At 64.0% G+C, this 17,438-nt stretch carries 14 protein-coding genes; 11 read left to right on the top strand and 3 right to left on the bottom strand.

Annotation, left to right across the window (positions count from 1 at the left end):
• Positions 1-138 precede the first annotated feature (138 nt).
• From hisD to ASD99_RS20990, 7 genes are all read left to right on the top strand, one after another.
• A complete protein-coding gene (gene hisD, locus ASD99_RS21020) occupies positions 139-1,461 on the top strand; it encodes a histidinol dehydrogenase (protein ID WP_057144754.1) in 1,323 nt (440 codons plus the stop codon).
• 15 nt (positions 1,462-1,476) lie between these two features.
• Positions 1,477-2,502, top strand: a complete 1,026-nt coding sequence (locus ASD99_RS21015) for a zinc-dependent alcohol dehydrogenase (protein ID WP_057144753.1) — start codon at positions 1,477-1,479, stop codon at positions 2,500-2,502.
• Between the two features lie 34 nt (positions 2,503-2,536).
• Positions 2,537-3,268: a histidine utilization repressor gene (gene hutC / locus ASD99_RS21010; protein ID WP_057144752.1), complete on the top strand. Its 732-nt coding sequence runs from the start codon at positions 2,537-2,539 to the stop codon at positions 3,266-3,268.
• A gap of 109 nt (positions 3,269-3,377) precedes the next feature.
• Positions 3,378-4,670, top strand: a complete 1,293-nt coding sequence (locus ASD99_RS21005; RefSeq protein ID WP_057144751.1) for a hypothetical protein — start codon at positions 3,378-3,380, stop codon at positions 4,668-4,670.
• 251 nt (positions 4,671-4,921) lie between these two features.
• Positions 4,922-5,929: an ABC transporter substrate-binding protein gene (locus ASD99_RS21000; RefSeq protein ID WP_082583390.1), complete on the top strand. Its 1,008-nt coding sequence runs from the start codon at positions 4,922-4,924 to the stop codon at positions 5,927-5,929.
• Positions 5,930-6,053: 124 nt separating this feature from the next.
• Positions 6,054-6,821: an ABC transporter permease gene (locus ASD99_RS20995; protein ID WP_056591203.1), complete on the top strand. Its 768-nt coding sequence runs from the start codon at positions 6,054-6,056 to the stop codon at positions 6,819-6,821.
• Positions 6,822-6,831: 10 nt separating this feature from the next.
• Positions 6,832-7,614: an ABC transporter ATP-binding protein gene (locus ASD99_RS20990; protein ID WP_057144749.1), complete on the top strand. Its 783-nt coding sequence runs from the start codon at positions 6,832-6,834 to the stop codon at positions 7,612-7,614.
• 36 nt (positions 7,615-7,650) lie between these two features.
• Here the strand turns inward: ASD99_RS20990 and ASD99_RS20985 are convergent, their stop codons facing one another.
• Positions 7,651-9,543 carry an ABC transporter ATP-binding protein gene (locus ASD99_RS20985; RefSeq protein ID WP_057144748.1) on the bottom strand — a complete coding sequence of 631 codons (1,893 nt, stop codon included), beginning with the start codon at positions 9,541-9,543 and terminating at the stop codon, positions 7,651-7,653.
• 48 nt (positions 9,544-9,591) lie between these two features.
• Positions 9,592-11,487, bottom strand: a complete 1,896-nt coding sequence (locus tag ASD99_RS20980; RefSeq protein WP_057144747.1) for an ABC transporter ATP-binding protein — start codon at positions 11,485-11,487, stop codon at positions 9,592-9,594.
• Positions 11,488-11,681: 194 nt separating this feature from the next.
• Between ASD99_RS20980 and ASD99_RS20975 the strand changes: the two genes are divergently transcribed.
• From ASD99_RS20975 to ASD99_RS20965, 3 genes are read left to right on the top strand one after another with little or no spacing between them, the layout of a single operon-like run.
• Positions 11,682-12,704: an LLM class flavin-dependent oxidoreductase gene (locus ASD99_RS20975; RefSeq protein ID WP_057144746.1), complete on the top strand. Its 1,023-nt coding sequence runs from the start codon at positions 11,682-11,684 to the stop codon at positions 12,702-12,704.
• A 38-nt stretch (positions 12,705-12,742) separates the two neighbouring features.
• A complete protein-coding gene (locus tag ASD99_RS20970) occupies positions 12,743-13,387 on the top strand; it encodes a ThuA domain-containing protein (protein WP_056591216.1) in 645 nt (214 codons plus the stop codon).
• 25 nt (positions 13,388-13,412) lie between these two features.
• A complete protein-coding gene (locus tag ASD99_RS20965; protein WP_057144745.1) occupies positions 13,413-14,906 on the top strand; it encodes an aldehyde dehydrogenase family protein in 1,494 nt (497 codons plus the stop codon).
• 78 nt (positions 14,907-14,984) lie between these two features.
• Here ASD99_RS20965 and ASD99_RS20960 read toward each other — a convergent pair whose 3' ends face one another.
• Positions 14,985-17,006, bottom strand: coding sequence for an amidase (locus tag ASD99_RS20960; protein ID WP_057144744.1), 2,022 nt, complete (start codon positions 17,004-17,006; stop codon positions 14,985-14,987).
• Positions 17,007-17,151: 145 nt separating this feature from the next.
• Here ASD99_RS20960 and ASD99_RS34360 point away from each other — a divergent pair, with 145 nt between their 5' ends.
• Complete coding sequence (locus ASD99_RS34360) at positions 17,152-17,427, top strand: hypothetical protein (RefSeq protein WP_057144920.1); 276 nt, start codon at positions 17,152-17,154, stop codon at positions 17,425-17,427.
• Positions 17,428-17,438: the final 11 nt, after the last annotated feature.

Below are 17,438 nucleotides of genomic sequence, written 5' to 3'. Positions count from 1 at the left end.
CATGTATATACTTTTGCCCGAGTGAAGCCGCTCGACGGCTTTGATCCTTGTCCCGGGTCGACCTGTCGGCCCGCAAAACCATGGCCATCCAGGGCCAGCCGTCATTGCGTTCCAAGAGTTCCAGGAGAACGAACAGCCATGTCCGACATCAGCTTCCACGATCTGTCATCCATCGATGCCGACCAGCGCGCCAGTCTGCTGAAGCGCGCCGAGGCCGATCTGACGGTCTTCGTCGAGAAGGTCCGTCCGATCATCCAGGCCGTCAAGGACGAGGGTGACGCCGCCTTGATCCGCTTTGCCAGGGAACTCGACAAGGCCGATGTCACCGAGGGCGAACTGCAGGTGTCGGAAGCCGAGTTCGACGCGGCGTTCGACAAGGTCGAAAAGGACGTCGTCGAGAGTATCAAGTTCGGCATCGACAACATCAGGCATTTCCATGAGGAGCAGAAGCCGGAAACGATGTGGCTCAAGGAAGTCCGGCCGGGCGCCTATGCCGGCGACAGGTATACCCCGATCGCATCCGTCGCGCTCTACGTTCCGCGCGGCAAGGGCGCTTTCCCGTCGGTGACGATGATGACGTCGGTGCCGGCGGTGATTGCCGGCGTGCCGCAGATCGCCATCGTGACGCCGCCGACATCGGATGGTTCGGTGGATGCGGCAACGCTCGTCGCCGCGCGTCTCGCAGGCGTTGGCGCCGTCTACAAATGCGGCGGCGCGCAAGCGGTCGCCGCCGTCGCGTACGGCACGGAGACGGTGAAGCCCGCGCTCAAGATCGTCGGTCCCGGCAGCCCATGGGTGGTGGCGGCCAAGAGCGTGCTGTCGTCGGTCATCAACACAGGCCTTCCGGCCGGTCCATCCGAAGCGATCATCTTTGCCGATGACAGCGTCGACGGCGGCCTTGCCGCGCTCGACCTGTTGATCGAAGCCGAGCACGGGCCGGATTCCTCGGCCTATCTGGTGACGCACAGCCGCAAGGTCGCCGAAGCCGCATTGGCTGCAATCCCGGAGCACTGGTCTAGGATGACCGAACAGCGTGTGGAGTTTTCCCGCGCGGTGCTGACCGGCAAGCGCGGCGGCATCGTGCTGACGGCGTCGCTGGAGGACAGCTACCGTTTCATCAACGACTATGCGCCCGAACATCTCGAAATCCTTTCGAAGGAGCCGTTCGCGCATCTCGGGCGCATCACCGAGGCGGCTGAAATTCTCATGGGCCCGCACACGCCGGTGACGCTGGCCAACTTCGTGCTGGGCCCCAATGCGGTGTTGCCGACCAGCCGCTGGGCGCGGACCTACGGGCCGCTTTCGGTGACGGATTTCGTCAAGCGCTCGTCGGTCGGCTATGTCACCTCGGCCGCCTATCCGGAACTGGCGCTGCATGCCCGAAGGCTCGCCCGCTACGAGGGCTTTAGCTCGCACGAGAACGCGGTCTCGGAAATCCGCGATCGCTATCTCGCCGGCTGAGCGGAAACGATCGCGATGAAGGCGGCACGACTCTACGGACCTGGCGATCTGCGCGTCGAGGACGTCGCCACGCCGGGCGCGCTAGATGCAGGCTGGGTGAAGCTCAGGGTTGACGCCGCCGGCATCTGTGGTTCGGACCTGCACAATTTCCGCACCGGACAGTGGATAAGCCGGTCGCCTTCGACGGCCGGCCATGAGCTGACCGGCACGGTGACCGCCATCGGCGCGGGTGTTGATAGCGTCGCCATCGGCGACAGGGTGGTTGCCGATTCCCGCTTCTGGTGCGGAGACTGCGCGCAATGTCATGCCGGCAGGCGGCATCTCTGTGCGTCGCTGGGTTTCGTGGGGGAGATCTGCGACGGCGGCTTTGCCGAACAGGCGGTGCTGCCCGCACGGCTTTTGCATATCATCGATGCCGCGCTCGACGAGCGGGTTGCGGCGATGGCCGAGCCGCTCGCGGTGGCGCTGCATGCGGTGCGGCGGCTGGCGAAGACGGCAGGCTCGGTGCTTGTCGTTGGCTGCGGACCGATCGGCGGTCTTGCCGCGCTGCTGCTGTCGAAAACCTTTGCCGGCACCGTGCTCGTCGCCGACCGCAACCAGAACCGCTGTGCCCGCGTGGCGCGAGTTACGGGTGCTACGATTGTCGATCTGAATCGGGATGCCATCGCCGCCGCAACCGCCAATGCCCCACTGCTCGCGGCCATTGAGGCGACCGGCAGCGTCACGGCCCTCAACCAGTTGCTCGGCGTTCTCGATCCCGGCGGCACTGTCGCCATGGTCGGCATCTTCCATGGCCGTCTCGACATGGATCCCAATAGTCTGGTCGAACGCGAGATCGGGTTGCTGGGATGCCACGCCTTTGCCGACGAACTGCCCGAAGCCGTGCGAATGCTGGGTGAGCTGAGCGAGCCGCTGCTGGCGCTGATCGACCAGGAGATCAGCCTCGATGCGATTCCCGCCGCCTATCAGCGGCTGTTGGCGGGGCGCAGCGACGGCTTGAAAACAATCATCCGCATGCGGCAACCTGTCGAGCAGTCGTGATTTTTCCGATAAATCGCCGGAAAGGACTTTTGAAATGATCACTTTGCCCGATACGGCCAGCCCTCTCTACGAGAAGGTGAAGGACTACATCCTGGCGAACATCGGAACGGGCCGGTGGGGCAAGGACCGCAAGCTGCCGTCCGAGAATGAGTTGGTGGCGTCGCTCGGCGTGTCGCGGATGACGGTTCACCGGGCCCTCAGGGAGTTGACCTCGGCGGGGTTCCTGATCCGGCTGCAAGGTGTCGGAACCTTCATCGCGCCACCGCGGCCGCAATCAACGCTGATCGAGATCAACAACATCGCGGCCGAGATCATCGAGCGCGGTAACAGGCATCGCTCCGAAGTCCTCGTCCTCGAAACCATCATGCCGACAAAGGAGCTGGCGCTGTCGTTCGAGTTTCCAAAACGTGTCTCGATCTATCATTCCGTCGTCGTCAATTTCGAGAATGATCTGCCGGTGCAGCTGGAAGAGCGTTTCGTCAATCCGAGCCTCATCCCCGACTATGACAAGCAGGATTTTTCTAAGACGGCGACCTATGACTACCTCATGCAGAAAACTCCGGTGACCGAGGTCGAGCACATCATCTCCGCCATCCCGGCTGACGCCGAGACGGCGCGGCATCTGGGCATCGATGTTGGCGCCTGCTGCCTTTTCCTGCACCGCCGGACATGGACGGGCGCGGTGGTGGCGACGATCAGCAAGCTGACTTATGCCGGCAGCCGCTACTCGCTCGGCAGCCGCTATTCCCCCTCCAAAAGCAGCTGACGGCAATGGAGCAAATGCAAACCGAGGCGGTTTCATTACAAATGTATATACATGTACTGATGAGAATGGCTTCGTCCTCGACGGACGAACTGGCTGGAAGGAGTGACAGATGACGACGACACCCAGCCGCACGGCGCGGATCCGGGCACTCGCGCAGCATGATGTTGCCGAAGCACAAAGCGCGCTGGCGGCGCTGCTGGGTGATCTGTTCGAGATGCGCCCCCACAACGTGCGCATCAACTTCGACAAATACAGCCTCAATTCCCTGAACGGCTTCTTCGAAGACGACGGCAAGGCCTACTTCTTCAAATTCCATCAGGAGGAACGGGAAGAGGCGATGACAGGCGAATATTACCGCGCCGAGATTCTGTCGCGCGCCGGCCTGCCGGTCGACCAACCCGTGCATATGTCGGCCCAGCCGGGCGAGCAGATCCTTGTCTATCGCCGCCGCACGGATCCGAGATTTTCGGACGTGCTGTTCGCGCTGGATGTCGAAGATGATGCCGGCAAGCGCCGGGAGGCGGTTCTTGCCGAGCGCGACCTGTCCGCCAGGCTGCTCAAGGTCTATCTCGAGACGCTGCATCCGGTAACAGTCGAGGAGGTGGCGGCGGAGCCGATCCACAGGCTGTTTCATGAGCGGCTGATCGATGCCCATACGCGCTTGTCGCCAGGCGGCCGGTTGGCCGATTTCTATGTCGGCAAGCCGTTTGTCTTTCCCGGCGTGGAACTGGATTGGGATCGGTTTTCCCTGCTGAAGTTCGTCATCAATGGCCAGCACTACATCGACAGCGTGGGTACGCTTTTCGATGCCGCGGCTGTGCGCTTGCGGCCGGGCCGGCTTGCCGATGCGGGCGGCGTGGTGGCGCATGGCGACGCCCACAACGCCAATGTCTGGTACACGGAGAAGGCGGGGAGGGCGGAGTTGTCCTTCTTCGATCCCGCTTTTGCCGGCTCGCATATCCCGACGCTGCTGGCGGAGGTGAAGGCGACGTTCCACAACATCTTCGCCCACCCGTTCTGGCTCTATGATCCGGCGGCCGCGACAGAGGTTTTTCGCGCCACGGCGCGGCTGGACGGAAACCTGCTCCATGTCGACATGGACTGGGACCTGAGCCCTGTCCGTCGCGATCTGCTGGAGGTCAAGGCGACAGCGCTGTGGCGGCCATTGCTGCTGGAGCTCAAACGGCGCGGCATGCTTCCTGCCGATTGGCGGGCGGTGTTGCGGGCAGGGCTCTTTCTGTCGCCGACGCTGGTCATGAACCTGCGGGCCGGCGCGCGCAGCCACACACCGGTCTCCTCCCTCATTGCCTTTTCAGTCGCGGTCATGGTCGGCAGCGAACCCGTTGCCGGGGCCGATCGGGTGACCGATTTCCTCGACCTGATCGATCCGGAAAAGGCGTGAGTGATCGTCGTGGCGCGGCAGGCGGATGCACCCGGTCAAGGTGGAAATTGAGTCTTTCCAACTTGTATATGCATGTATGTATTTTAGCCTTGACATCCGCTCCCGCTGACGCTGAAATATCCTCGCACTTCACCATGAAGTGGCAGGTAAGACGCCGAGGCACAGTGCCGCAAGAGCAGAAACCCGCAGTCTCACCAGACCGGTTACCTGGGTTAGAAAAAGCGGTCTGACCATCAAGGGGAACAAAGATGATGCGTAACCTAACAGGACAATTCCGCGCGCTCGTGATGGCGGCCGCCATCGGGCTCGCCGCCGCCCCGGCAGCCCACGCGGCCGATGCGGCCATTCCCACCACGCCCGAGGCAGGATCGTTCAAGATCGGCATCGAGCCGTGGCTTGGCTATGGGCAGTGGCATGTCGCAGAAGCCAAGGGCCTGTTCAAGACAAACGGGTTGACGGACGTCCAGATCGTCAATTTCGCCGAGGACAAGGACATCAACGCAGCACTTGCAAGCGGCCAGCTCGACGCCGCCAACATCGCCACCCACACGGCGATGGGCATGGTTGCGGCCGGCCTGCCGGTGAAGATCGTGCTGCTGCTCGACGTCTCCATGACCGCCGACGCCATGATCGCCGGCAAGGACATCACCTCCATCAAGGACCTCAAGGGCAAGCAGGTCGCCTTCGAGGAAGGCACGACGAGCGACATCCTGCTCAAATACGCACTCGCCAGGAACGGCATGTCGATCGACGACGTGAAGCCGGTTCCGATGCCGGCGTCCGATGCTGGCAGCGCCTTGATCGCCGGCCAGGTGCCGGTCGCGGTGACCTATGAACCGTACCTCACCGTCGCCATGGCGCAGAACAAGGATCTCAAGCTGCTGTTCACCGCCGGCGAGGATCCCGGCCTGATCAGCGACGTGCTGGTGGTGCGCGACGAGGTGATCAAGTCGCGGCCCGGCCAGGTGCTGGCGATGATCAAGAGCTGGGACGCGGCGCTCAAGGATTACAATGCCGACACGCCCGGCGGCCGCACCATCATCGCCAAGGCAGTCGGCTCGGACGTCAAGGACCTCAACACCGCCTTTGACGGCGTGCGCTACTATTCGCTCGCCGAAAACAAGACGGCGCTGACCGGCGACTTCACCACCAAGACCTTCGCCGATGTCGAAGCAGCCGCCAAGAACGCCAAGCTGCTGCAGGCCGACGTGACGCCGGAGCAGATGATCGACCCGTCCTTCGTCAAGGCGGCGGAATGACCAAGGCCGGATCGCGGTGGTGACGCAGATGTCCGGGGAGCCCCCCGCGAAAACGGCTCCGGCGCCCTCCGCGCCAGGCCCCATCGCGAAACAGGCGAGGCGCCGCCGATCCTCCGGGATCGGCGTGCCCATCGCCAGGTCGCGCTTCCTGACCATCGCGGTGGCCGTGTTCGTCGGGCTCGGCCTTGCATGGTGGGCTGCGACCGGACTGGGATTGGTAAAGGCGATCTTCCTGCCGTCGCCGGGCAGTGTCGCTATGCAGATCGCCAAGCTCGCGACCGACGGCACGTTGTGGCTGGATCTCAAAGCCTCAATGTACCGCATTTCCATCGGCTTCCTCATCGCCTCGGCACTGTCGATACCGATCGGCGTGCTGATCGGCAGTTTCCGCTCCTGGGAAGCGGCCATCGAGCCGCTGGTGGATTTCATCCGCTACATGCCGGTCGTCGCTTTCGTGCCGCTCTCCATCCTTTGGGCGGGCACCGGCGATTCGCAGAAGTTCCTGATCATCTTCATCGGCACCTTCTTCCAGCAGGTGCTGATGATCATGGACAATGTGAAACGGGTTCCAGCCGATTTCATCGGCCTTGGGCGCACGCTCGGCCTGCCGGATCGCAAGATCCTGACGCGCATCGTCGTGCCCAGCGCCTTGCCGGGCATCTGGGATACGCTGCGCATCAGCCTGGGCTGGGCATGGACCTGGCTGGTGCTGGCCGAACTCGTCGCCGCGACATCGGGGCTCGGCTATCGCATCACCGTGTCGCAGCGCTATTTCCAGACCAACACCATCATCGGCTACATCCTGCTGCTTGGCCTGCTCGGCCTCATCACCGATCAGGTGATGAAGGCGCTGGAAAAGGTGCTGTTCAAGCAAGAGGGCCGCTCGCAATGAGGTCCAGCCGATGAGCGCCCCCAAATTGCGGATCGCCGGTCTGCACAAGAGCTTCGGCACCGGCGAGCGGCACACGCAAGTGCTGCGCGATATCAACCTCGATCTTGCCGACAACGAGTTTGTCTCCCTCGTCGGCACGTCGGGCTGCGGCAAGAGCACGCTGCTGTCGATTGTGGCCGGACTGCAGGATTTCGACGCCGGCGAGCTCAGCATCGACGGCGCGCCGATCCTGCAGCCGGGTCTCGATCGTGGCGTCGTCTTCCAGTCCTACACGCTGCTTCCCTGGCTGACGGCGCGGCAGAACATCGAATTTGCCCTCAAGGCCGCCGGTTACGATCGCCCGACCTGCCGCAGGATCGCGCTGGAGCATCTCGAACTCGTCAAGCTGTCCGACAGCGCCGACCGCTATCCGGCCGAACTCTCGGGCGGCATGAAACAGCGCGTCGCCATTGCGCGTGCGCTTTCCTACCGCCCCAAGATGCTGTTGATGGACGAGCCCTTCGGCGCGCTCGATGCCTTGACCCGGCATCAGATGCAGGAACTGCTGACCCAGATCTGGGAGGAACACAGGTTGACCGTCCTGTTTGTCACCCATGACGTGGAAGAGGCTGTCTATCTGTCGGACCGCATCGTCGTCATGGGGATCGGCCCGGGACGCATCACGCAGACCTTCAACGTCGATATCGAGCGCCCGCGCCGCGAAGAGGTGATGGAAAGCCCTGCATTCATGGATCTGCAACGCGGCGTGCACAAGGCCATTCGCGAGGGTTCAAAACGCCCCGAAATGGCGTAGGTGCCCGCGGTCACTTGCCGGCTCTCGGGGCACCATTCACGTCGTCTTGCCGACGGCCGCATCCAGTTCCAGCTCGCCTTCGGAAATGTCGTCGAAGGAGGCGTAGTTCATGTTGTAGAGGCGGGCGTAGAGGCCTTTTCTGGCCATCAGTTGTTCGTGGTTGCCGCATTCGACGATCTCGCCGTTCTGCAAGACGATGATGCGGTCGGCGCCGCGGATGGTGGCCAGACGGTGGGCGATGACCAGCCCGGTACGGCCTTCCAGCAGCGTGATCAACGCCTTCTGGATCAGCATCTCGGTGTAGGAATCGATGCTGGCCGTGGCTTCGTCGAGCACCAGGATCTTTGCATCCGCCACCAGTGCGCGCGCAAAACTGATCAGCTGGCGCTGGCCGAGCGAGAGGTTGCCGCCGCGCTGTTCGAGTTCGGTGTCGTAGCCATCGGGCAAGTTCTCGATGAAGTCGTGCGCGCCAACCGCCTGTGCGGCGCGCACCACCTCCTCGCGGCTGGCCGATGTCTTGTGGTAGCGGATGTTTTCCAACACCGAGCCGGAGAACAGGAACGGCTCCTGCAGCACCATCGCGACCTGATCGCCAAGCGAATCCTGGGTCAGGTCACGCACGTCGTGGCCGCCGACCAGAACCTCACCCGACCAGACATCGTAGAAGCGGTGCACCAGCGCCATCGAGCTCGACTTACCCGATCCAGTCGGGCCGACTAGGGCCACGGTCTCGCCCGGATTGACGCGAAAGGAGATGTTCTTCAGCACCGGCTGGTTGTGCCGGTAGCCGAAGGTGACGTTCCTGAACTCGACCGAGCCGTCCATGTCGCGCGACAGCGCTACCGCGCCTTGCCTGTCGCTGACGTCGACCGGCACGTCGAGCACTTCGGAGATGCGCTGGCCTGAAGCCATGGCGCGTTGCATGACGCTGTACTGCATGGTCAGCGAGCGGATCGGGTCGAAGAAGCGCTGGATGTAGAACAGGAACGCCACCATGACGCCGATGTCGAGGCTGTGCGACAGCACCATCGATCCGCCGACGACGATGACGGTGGCCATGGCGATGCCGGTCAGCGTGTCGACGATCGGCACCATCACCTGTGCGTATTTCGCCGAGGTCAAATGGGCATTGAGGTTGGCCAGCACCTTCTCGTCATAAAGGTCGAAATTGACGTGCTGGCGCTCCAGGCTCTGCACCGTGCGCACGCCATGGATGCCTTCGGCCAGCGCGCCGTTGGCGATGGAATTGGTTTCGTGCGCGGCCATGAAGGCGACCTTGGCGCGCGGCAGCCAGAACAGGCGCACGATGAACAGCACCGGCATGGTCGACAGCGTCAGCAGCCCAAGCCGGAAATCCAGCCACAAAAGCACGCTGACGATGCCAAACAACAGCACGATGTCGCCCACCGACATCACCGATGTCTCAAGAAATTCCTGCATCGAATTGACGTCGCCCTGCAGGCGCGACATCAGCCGGCCGACCTCGGTCTTGTCCATGAAGCTCAGCGAGACCCGCTGCAGATGGCTGAACATGGCGCGGCGCAGGTCGGACAGGACATTCTCCGCCACCTTGCCGACGACGCTTTCCTGCACATAGCTGGCGGCATAGTTGATGAGGATGATTGCTGAGAAAGCGCCGATCGCTGCGATCATCACCGACTGGTCGAGCCTGCCTTTAGTCATGCCGTGGTCGATGGCGTAGCGGATGACCAGCGGGATCGCCAGTTGCGTCAGCGTGAACACCAGCACCGCTGCGACCGAGATGAAGATCCGGCTCTGATACGGCTTCACGAAGCTCCAGATGCGCCTGATGATGCGCGGGTCGTAGGCCTTGCCGAAGACCTCTTCCTCGTCGCGGTGCGAGCCGACGACAGCCTTTGTCGGCCGGCCGCTGGTGTCCTCCTTGTCGTCGTCGCTCTGTGTCGACATCACGCGGCTCTATCTCTTTAGTTTTGACGCAATTCCCAAGGGAAAGCGCTACGCGCTTTTCCCGGGAAAACCGGTTTCCACTTTTCCTGGAATTGCTCCCGCCGCGACAGGCCGGTCATCGTCCGGCCGCAGCTGTAAATCGTAGAGCGCGCGATAGCGCCCACTGAGCGCCAGCAATTCCTCATGCGTGCCGCGCTCGACGATCCGGCCGTTCTCGACGAACAGTATCTGGTCGGCATGCATCAGCGAGCTCAGCCGGTGCGAGATGATCAGCGTGACGCGGTCCTTGGCGAAGCGCTTCATCGCCGCCCGGATGCGCTGCTCGGTGCCGGCGTCTATTGCCGCGGTCGAATCGTCGAAGACCAGCACCGATGGCCGCAACATCAGGCTGCGCGCGATGGTCAGGCGCTGCCGCTGGCCGCCGGAAAGCGATGCGCCGCGTTCGCCGACGACCGTGGTGTAACCGGCCGGGAGGCCGATGATGTAGTTGTGCAGCTGGGCGTACTCGGCCGCCTGCCCAATGCGGGTCTCGCGCGCCCAGGGATTGCCGTAGGCGATGTTGTTCTCGATCGAGGTGGTGAACAGGAACGCATCCTGCTGCACGACGCCGACCGCCTTGCGCAGCGATTTCAGCGTCACCTCACGGATGTCCTGGCCGTCGATGGTGATCGCACCTGACGTGACGTCGTAGAAGCGCGGGATCAGATGCGCGATGGTCGACTTGCCGCTACCCGGGGGGCCGACAATCCCGACGGTTTCGCCGGACCTCGCCTCGAAGGAGATGCCGGACAGCGTCGGGCGATCGCCCGCCCCCTCATAGCGGAAGCCGACATTGTCGAAGCGCAGCACGCCGTCGGTGACGACGAGGTCCCTGGCGCCGGGCGCGTCCTCGATGTCGAGTTCGGCGTCGAGCAGTTCGAACAGCCGCGTGCCGCAGGTCGAGGCGCGCGCGAAGGAGTTGACCATCAGGCCGAGCTGGCGCACCGGCATCTGCAGGATGGTCATGAAGGTGAGGAACTGGGCCAGCGTGCCGACGCTGATCTGGCCTGCGATCACCTTCTGGCCGCCGAACCAGAGCACCAGCCCCATGGCGGCCAGGAACGAGAAGTTCATGGCGCTGGTGTTCGAGACGCGGATGTCGACGCGCTGATTGGCAAGTTCCAGCGCCGACAGCTTGGCGCGGTCGAATTTTTCGAGCTCATGCCGCTGTGCCGCGAAGGCCCGCACGACGCGGATGCCGCCGAGGTTCTCGTCCATCACCCGGCTCAGCACCGACAGGCGCTCCTGCAAAGTCAGCCAGGTGCTGCGCAACTTGAGCTGGGTGACTGAGGACCGCCAGGCAACGAACGGCACAAAACTCAGGCTGAGCAGCCCGAGTACGAGATCGGTGCTGATCAGCAGGTAGGCGCCGACGCCGATCAGTACGCCGAGCAGGACGACGCGCAGGATGCCGGTGGAAAAGAACATGCGCACGCCGTCGAGATCGAGCAGGCCAAGCGTGATCAGATCGCCGGTGTGGACCCTGTCGTGGTAGGCGAAGCTCAGGCGCTGGATCTTCTCGTAGAAGGCCAGGCGCAGTTCGTAGCCGGTGCGGTGGCCGACGGCCTCGCCATAGTAGTTCTGCGCCATGGTGAAGAGACCGCGCAGGATGCTGACGACGAGCAGCGTCAGCGCCGTGTTCCACAGCGCCTGCTCCGCCGCGGTTCCGGCACCCGCGGCCATCACGCCCTGTGCCTGGTCGATGGCACGTCCCAGCAGGCGCGGAATGAAAAGCTGCAGCGTCGCGGCGATGAAGGTCGAGACGATGGTGATGCCGACCTGCCAGGGATGGCGCAGCGTCATGCGCACGATGCGGAGCAAGGTGCTGAGACCCTTGCCCCAGGAGGCTTCCGCTACATGAGCAAACGATTTCCCGCGCTCCGGCGCGCCGCCGATTGCTTGCATGTTCAAGGGAAATATCCAAACCAATCCGGAGGTTAGCCCGGACTAATAAAGCGACTCATTCAGATGGCGCGATGTTACGCGTGTCCGAGTTGACCGTTCAAGAGCCAATTCTGACATCGCACTGTGCCTGATCCAGACGTGCCGGAAATCTCTTTTGCATTGAAGCCTGACGCGCATCCTTATATCGCATGGCTATGAAGAAAATCGGTTTCCTGTCGTTCGGTCACTGGACGCCCTCGTCGCAATCGCAAGTGCGCTCGGCTTCGGATGCGCTTTTGCAATCCATCGAGCTGGCCGTCGCCGCCGAGCAGCTTGGCGCGGACGGGGCGTATTTCCGCGTGCATCATTTCGCCCGCCAGCTCGCTTCGCCGTTCCCGCTGCTGGCGGCCGTTGGCGCCAGAACCAACCGCATCGAAATCGGCACCGCGGTCATCGATATGCGCTACGAGAATCCGCTCTACATGGCCGAGGATGCGGGTGCCGCCGACATCATCGCCGGCGGCCGCCTGCAGCTTGGCATCAGCCGTGGCTCGCCCGAGCAGGTCATCGATGGCTGGCGCCATTTCGGCTACGCGCCGCCGGAAGGCAAAAGCGACGCCGACATGGCGCGGCATCACGCCGAGGTCTTCCTCGAGACGCTGCGCGGCGAGGGCTTCGCCCAGCCCAATCCGCGGCCGATGTTCCCCAACCCGCCCGGCCTGCTGCGCCTCGAGCCGTATTCGGAGGGCCTGCGCGAGCGGATCTGGTGGGGTGCGGCCACCAACGCCACTTCGGAGTGGGCGGCGAAGCTCGGCATGAACCTGCAAAGCTCGACGCTCAAATTCGACGAGAGCGGCAAGCCGTTTCACATCCAGCAGGCCGAGCAGATCCGCATCTACCGCGAGGCCTGGAAGGCTGCCGGCCACACGCGTGAGCCGCGCGTCTCGGTCAGCCGAAGCATCTTCGCGCTGGTCGACGATCGCGACCGCGCCTATTTCGGGCGCGGCAACGAGAGCCGCGACCAGATCGGCTTCATCGAGGAGAACACCAAGGCGATCTTCGGGCGCAGCTACGCGGCCGAGCCGGATGTGCTGATCAAGGAATTGGCGCAGGACGAGGCGATCGCCGAGGCTGACACGCTGCTGCTCACCGTTCCGAACCAGCTCGGCGTCGACTACAATGCGCATGTCATCGAGGCGATCCTGACTCATGTCGCGCCGGCGCTGGGTTGGCGCTGACGTTCGGATCAAGGCGGATAGTTCCAGGGAGGTACACCATGCCGAAGAAAGCCCTGATTGCCTGGGGCGGCTGGGAAGGTCACACACCGGAGCGCAGCGCCAACGTCGTGCGCGCGCTGCTGGAGCGGAACGGGTTCGACGTCACGCTCGGCCAGGGCACCGCGATGTTCGCCGATCCGGCGCTTGCTTCCTTCGATCTCATCGTGCCTGTCATCACGATGTCGACGATCGAAAAGGCCGAGCTGCAGAACCTGACGCTTGCGGTTCGCCAGGGCAGCGGGCTTGGCGGCTTCCACGGCACGATGGGCGACAGTTTCCGCAATGAAACCGATTATCAGTTCATGACCGGCGGCCAGTGGGTCGCGCATCCCGGCGACATCATCGACTACACGGTGGCCGTCACCCGGCCGGACGACCCGATCACAAAGGGCGTCAGTGATTTCGCCTACCGGTCGGAACAGTATTACATGCATGTCGACCCGAGCAACGAGGTGCTGGCCACGACAACCTTCACCGACGCGCATTTCCCGGGGATAGGCGGCGTTGTGATGCCGGTCGTCTGGAAGCGCCGCTATGGCGCTGGGAAGGTTTTCTACAGCGCTCTCGGCCACAATGCCGACGAGTTCGCAGTGCCGGAAATGGCCTTGATTTTAGAGCGGGGTCTCATCTGGGCCGCCCGCTAGGTCGGTGCGAACTGAGGACAGGACCATGACGGCACCGGTGAGAGATTTCCCGCTGCACACGCCCATCGATGGCCGGCACCGCAAGATGCTGATCGATGGCGCCTGGTGCGACGCGCTCAGCGGCCGGACCTTCGAGACGCGCAACCCCGCAACCGGCGCTGTGATCGGCACCGTGCCGCTCTCCGAGTCCCGTGACATCGACCTCGCCGTGGCGGCGGCCAGGCGCGCCTTCGATGGACCGTGGAGCCGGTTCAAGCCCTATGAGCGCCAGGTGCTGCTGCTCAAGATCGCCGACCTGATGGAGCGTCATTGGGAGGAGATTGCGCTTTCGGACACGACGGATATGGGCATGCCCATCGTGCGCACGCTGGCCAACAAGAACCGTGTGCTCGGCATGCTGCGCTTCTATGCCGGCATGGCGACGTCGATCCACGGCCACACGATCGGCAATTCGCTGCCGGGCGAGATCATCTCCTACACGCGCAAGGAACCGGTTGGCGTCGTCGGTGCGATCATTCCCTGGAACGCGCCGACCGCCGCCTCGATCTGGAAGATCGGTCCGGCGCTGGCGACCGGCTGCACCATCGTGCTGAAACCTTCCGAGGAAGCGCCGCTGACGCCGCTGCTGATCGGTGCGCTGATGATGGAGGCCGGCGTGCCGCCCGGCGTCGTCAACGTCGTCACCGGCACGGGTGGGGAGGCCGGCGCGCCGCTTGCCGCCCATATGGACGTCGACAAGATCGTCTTCACCGGCTCGACAGCGACCGGCCAGAACATCCTGCGCGCCTCGGCCGGCAACATGAAGCGGGTCTCGCTGGAACTCGGCGGCAAGTCGCCGGTCATCGTCTGCGCTGATGCCGATCTCGAACGCGCCGTGCCGATCGCGGCCATGTCGGTGTTCGCGAATTCCGGCCAGATCTGCATCGCTGGCTCGCGGCTGTTCGTCGAACGGCCGATCCATGACGAATTCGTCGAGCGGGTCTCGGCCTATGCGGCTAAGCTCAGGATCGGCGACGGCGCCGATCCCGAGACCGAGATCGGACCGCTGATTTCGCTCAGGCAGCTCGAACGCGTCACCGGTTTCATCGCGGATGGCACCAGGCAGGGCGCAAGGCTGGTCACTGGCGGCAACCGCATCACCGAAGGCGCGCTTGGCGCCGGCAACTTCATCACGCCGAGCGTCTTTTCCGGCGTCACCGACGACATGCGCATTGCCCGGGAGGAAATCTTCGGCCCGGTCATCTCGGCACTGCCGTTCGACACGCTGGACGAAGTTGTGCGGCGCGGCAACGACACGCTTTATGGGTTGGGTGCCGGCGTGTTCACCCGCGACCTCGGCAAGGCGCATCAACTGGCCAACCGCCTGCGCGCCGGCTCCGTCTGGGTCAACACCTATCACGCCATCGACCCGGCGGTGCCCTTCGGCGGCTACAAGATGAGCGGCTACGGACGTGAGGGCGGTGCGGAGCACCTCGACGAATATCTGAGCACGAAAGGCGTCTGGATCAGGACGGATTGAGAGGGATGGAGAGCCGGAATTTTGCCGGTGGCAATCTATGGCGCGAAGGAACGCGACGTGGATACTTCACCTCACAGCTCACCCGATGCCGCCGGTGACCACATAAGCGCCGGCGCTGCGCCCGTCGTCCAGCCGCACCACGGCCGTCACGATCGAGCCATACGGACCGCGCCAGACGCTGTGCAGCCGCTGATGCTCGACGGCCGGGACGAGCGTGCGCCCGCTGAAGCGCGCGCGGCTTCGCTGCACCGCGACGGCTTCTCCGTTGACATGCACCTTGACGCTGGCCGTTTCGGCGGCCTCCCTGGGCAGGTCGAGCGTGATGATGATCTCGTCCTCATCGCCGGAAGACCCCGTTTCGGCGGAAAGCACTATTGCAAGCGGAAGCCCCTTGCCGTCGCCGTCTCGGGCTGGCCGGGCTGAAAAGACCTCATCGGCCAGCTCGGGCGTGCGCGGCGGGCGGGTGCGGCGGTGACTGGACTGTTCGTAGTCGCCGGCCATGCGCAGCAGCCTCTCGTCGTCATAGGCCTTGCCGGCGAGGGTGAGGCCGACCGGCATGCCGATGTCGGCCATGGTGCCCATCGGCACGGTGACGGTCGGGATGCCGAAATGGCGCCAGACCAGATTGCCGTTGGCGACCCAGGTGCCGTTGCGCCAGGCAAGCGTGGCGGAAGCCTCGTTGACATCGGCATCGGCCGGCCCGACATCGGCGGCGGCGGGCAGCACCACGGCGTCGATGCCTTGCGCGTCGAGCCAGTCCTCGAAATCGATCCGCCTCGTCGCCTCCAGCCCTTTCAGGCCTTCTTTGAGCGTCGGAATATCCAGGACGGGGGTGACGCCGGCCCGCGCCCGCTCGACATACTCCCTCAGATCGAAGCCACCGTCATAGCGGTCAGGCAGCGTGCCCGGTGGCTGCGGGAAGATCTTGGGGCCATCGACCGAGGCGAGGTCGGGGAGCGCCGGATCGGCGTTGGCGCGTAAAAAGTCATCCCAGCCCCAGATGCAGAGATCCCAGAGTTCGTGCTCGGCGAAGTCTTCTGGCACCAGCCCGCGCTCGACCATGCTGCGCGCGCCGGGGCGGTCGCGTTCGTAGTTGGAGACGACGGGGAAATCGACCTCGACCACCTCGGCGCCAAGCCGCCTGAGATCAGCCGCTGCCTGCTCCCACAGGGCAAGCACCGAGGCGCAGGTTTCGATCTGCGTATCCGCCTCGCTGTCCCTGCCGATATACATTCTGGGCACCCCAAGCCGCATGCCTTTCAACGATCCGGCCAGTGTGAGACCGGTATAGCGCGTCGGCCGCACGTCGGCGCTTTTCGGCAGCTTGACCCAGGGCTGCGCGCGCCAGAAATCGCCTCGCGTCTCGGGATCGTCGGCGACGATCACGTCGAGCAGTTCGAGCATGTCGGGCACGCTGCGCGTGTGCGGCACCACGACATCCATGGTCGGCACCAGCGGCCAGTTGCCGCGCACCGAAATGACGCCGCGTGACGGCGTGTAGGCGACCAGCGCGTTGTTGGTGGCCGGCGCGCGGCCGGACGACCAGGTTTCCTCGCCGAGTCCGAAGGCGCAGAAGCTGGCCGCGGTCGCCGTACCGGAGCCGTTGGACGAGCCCGACGCGAAGGCGGCGGTCAGGTATTCGGCATTGTAGGGGCTTTCGGCGCGGCCATAGACGCCGCGCTGCATGCCGCCATTGGCCATTGGCGGCATGTTGGTGAGGCCGATCAGCACGGCGCCGCCGGCACGCAGCCGGGCGATGGTGAAGGCGTCTTCATTGGCGACGAGATGCTCGAAGGCCGGCGAACCGGCGGCCACCGTCAGTCCCGACACTTTGTAGCTGTCCTTGGCGGTGTAGGGGATGCCGTCGAGCGGCCCGAGCACGGCGCCGTTACGGCGCCGCCGGTCGGAAGCGGCGGCCTCCTCGAACATATCGGGGTTGAGCACCGGAACGGCGTTGAGGGCGATGCCGTGGCGGTCGAAATGCGCGATGCGCCTGAGATAGGCCCCGACCAGTTCGACGCTGGTGACGGTGCCGTCATCGAGCGCGCGGCGCAGTTGATCGATCGTCGCTTCGACGAGATGAAGGCCGGTATCGGTCATCACGGGTCCCACATTTCCACGCGCCATGGATGAGCGAGGCCGTTGGCTTCGGCAAGAGCCTATCGCGGTCTTCTCTGGAACTTTTGTCCGGCTGGCGATTTTGGATGTATGCTGCGATTCCGGAATGGCCAGGAGGGTGTTGCCGATGACCACGAAATGCGTTGCGATCCTAGCTCTCGCTCTGGCAATGGGCTCAAGCCTTTGCGCTCCGGCGTTCGCTGGCGATCGGCATCACGACCGCCGGGTGCAAGCCCAACGCTACGTTCCCGCCGAAGGCGACCTTATCGACATCCTGTTCGGCGGCCCGCGCTACTATGATCAGCAGCTGTTTACGACGGCGGCTGGAGCCTGCTCATACAATCGCGTCGGACCGGACGCGAATGCGTTGAACAAGATCAACGATCATCACTGTGGGAAGTAGGCAGTAGGCAG

The sequence above is a fragment of the Mesorhizobium sp. Root695 genome (genome assembly GCF_001428185.1).
Classification (GTDB): Bacteria; Pseudomonadota; Alphaproteobacteria; order Rhizobiales; family Rhizobiaceae; genus Mesorhizobium.
The sequence above is the reverse complement of the archived record's forward strand: the minus strand, read 5'-3'. Positions and strand labels throughout refer to the sequence as shown.

Coding starts and splice junctions, on each gene's coding strand:
- hisD (WP_057144754.1), top strand. CDS start 139: ATGTCCGACATCAGCTTCCACGATCTGTCATCCATCGATGCCGACCAG.
- ASD99_RS21015 (WP_057144753.1), top strand. CDS start 1,477: ATGAAGGCGGCACGACTCTACGGACCTGGCGATCTGCGCGTCGAGGAC.
- hutC (WP_057144752.1), top strand. CDS start 2,537: ATGATCACTTTGCCCGATACGGCCAGCCCTCTCTACGAGAAGGTGAAG.
- ASD99_RS21005 (WP_057144751.1), top strand. CDS start 3,378: ATGACGACGACACCCAGCCGCACGGCGCGGATCCGGGCACTCGCGCAG.
- ASD99_RS21000 (WP_082583390.1), top strand. CDS start 4,922: ATGCGTAACCTAACAGGACAATTCCGCGCGCTCGTGATGGCGGCCGCC.
- ASD99_RS20990 (WP_057144749.1), top strand. CDS start 6,832: ATGAGCGCCCCCAAATTGCGGATCGCCGGTCTGCACAAGAGCTTCGGC.
- ASD99_RS20985 (WP_057144748.1), bottom strand. CDS start 9,543: ATGTCGACACAGAGCGACGACGACAAGGAGGACACCAGCGGCCGGCCG.
- ASD99_RS20980 (WP_057144747.1), bottom strand. CDS start 11,487: ATGCAAGCAATCGGCGGCGCGCCGGAGCGCGGGAAATCGTTTGCTCAT.
- ASD99_RS20975 (WP_057144746.1), top strand. CDS start 11,682: ATGAAGAAAATCGGTTTCCTGTCGTTCGGTCACTGGACGCCCTCGTCG.
- ASD99_RS20970 (WP_056591216.1), top strand. CDS start 12,743: ATGCCGAAGAAAGCCCTGATTGCCTGGGGCGGCTGGGAAGGTCACACA.
- ASD99_RS20965 (WP_057144745.1), top strand. CDS start 13,413: ATGACGGCACCGGTGAGAGATTTCCCGCTGCACACGCCCATCGATGGC.
- ASD99_RS20960 (WP_057144744.1), bottom strand. CDS start 17,006: ATGACCGATACCGGCCTTCATCTCGTCGAAGCGACGATCGATCAACTG.
- ASD99_RS34360 (WP_057144920.1), top strand. CDS start 17,152: ATGACCACGAAATGCGTTGCGATCCTAGCTCTCGCTCTGGCAATGGGC.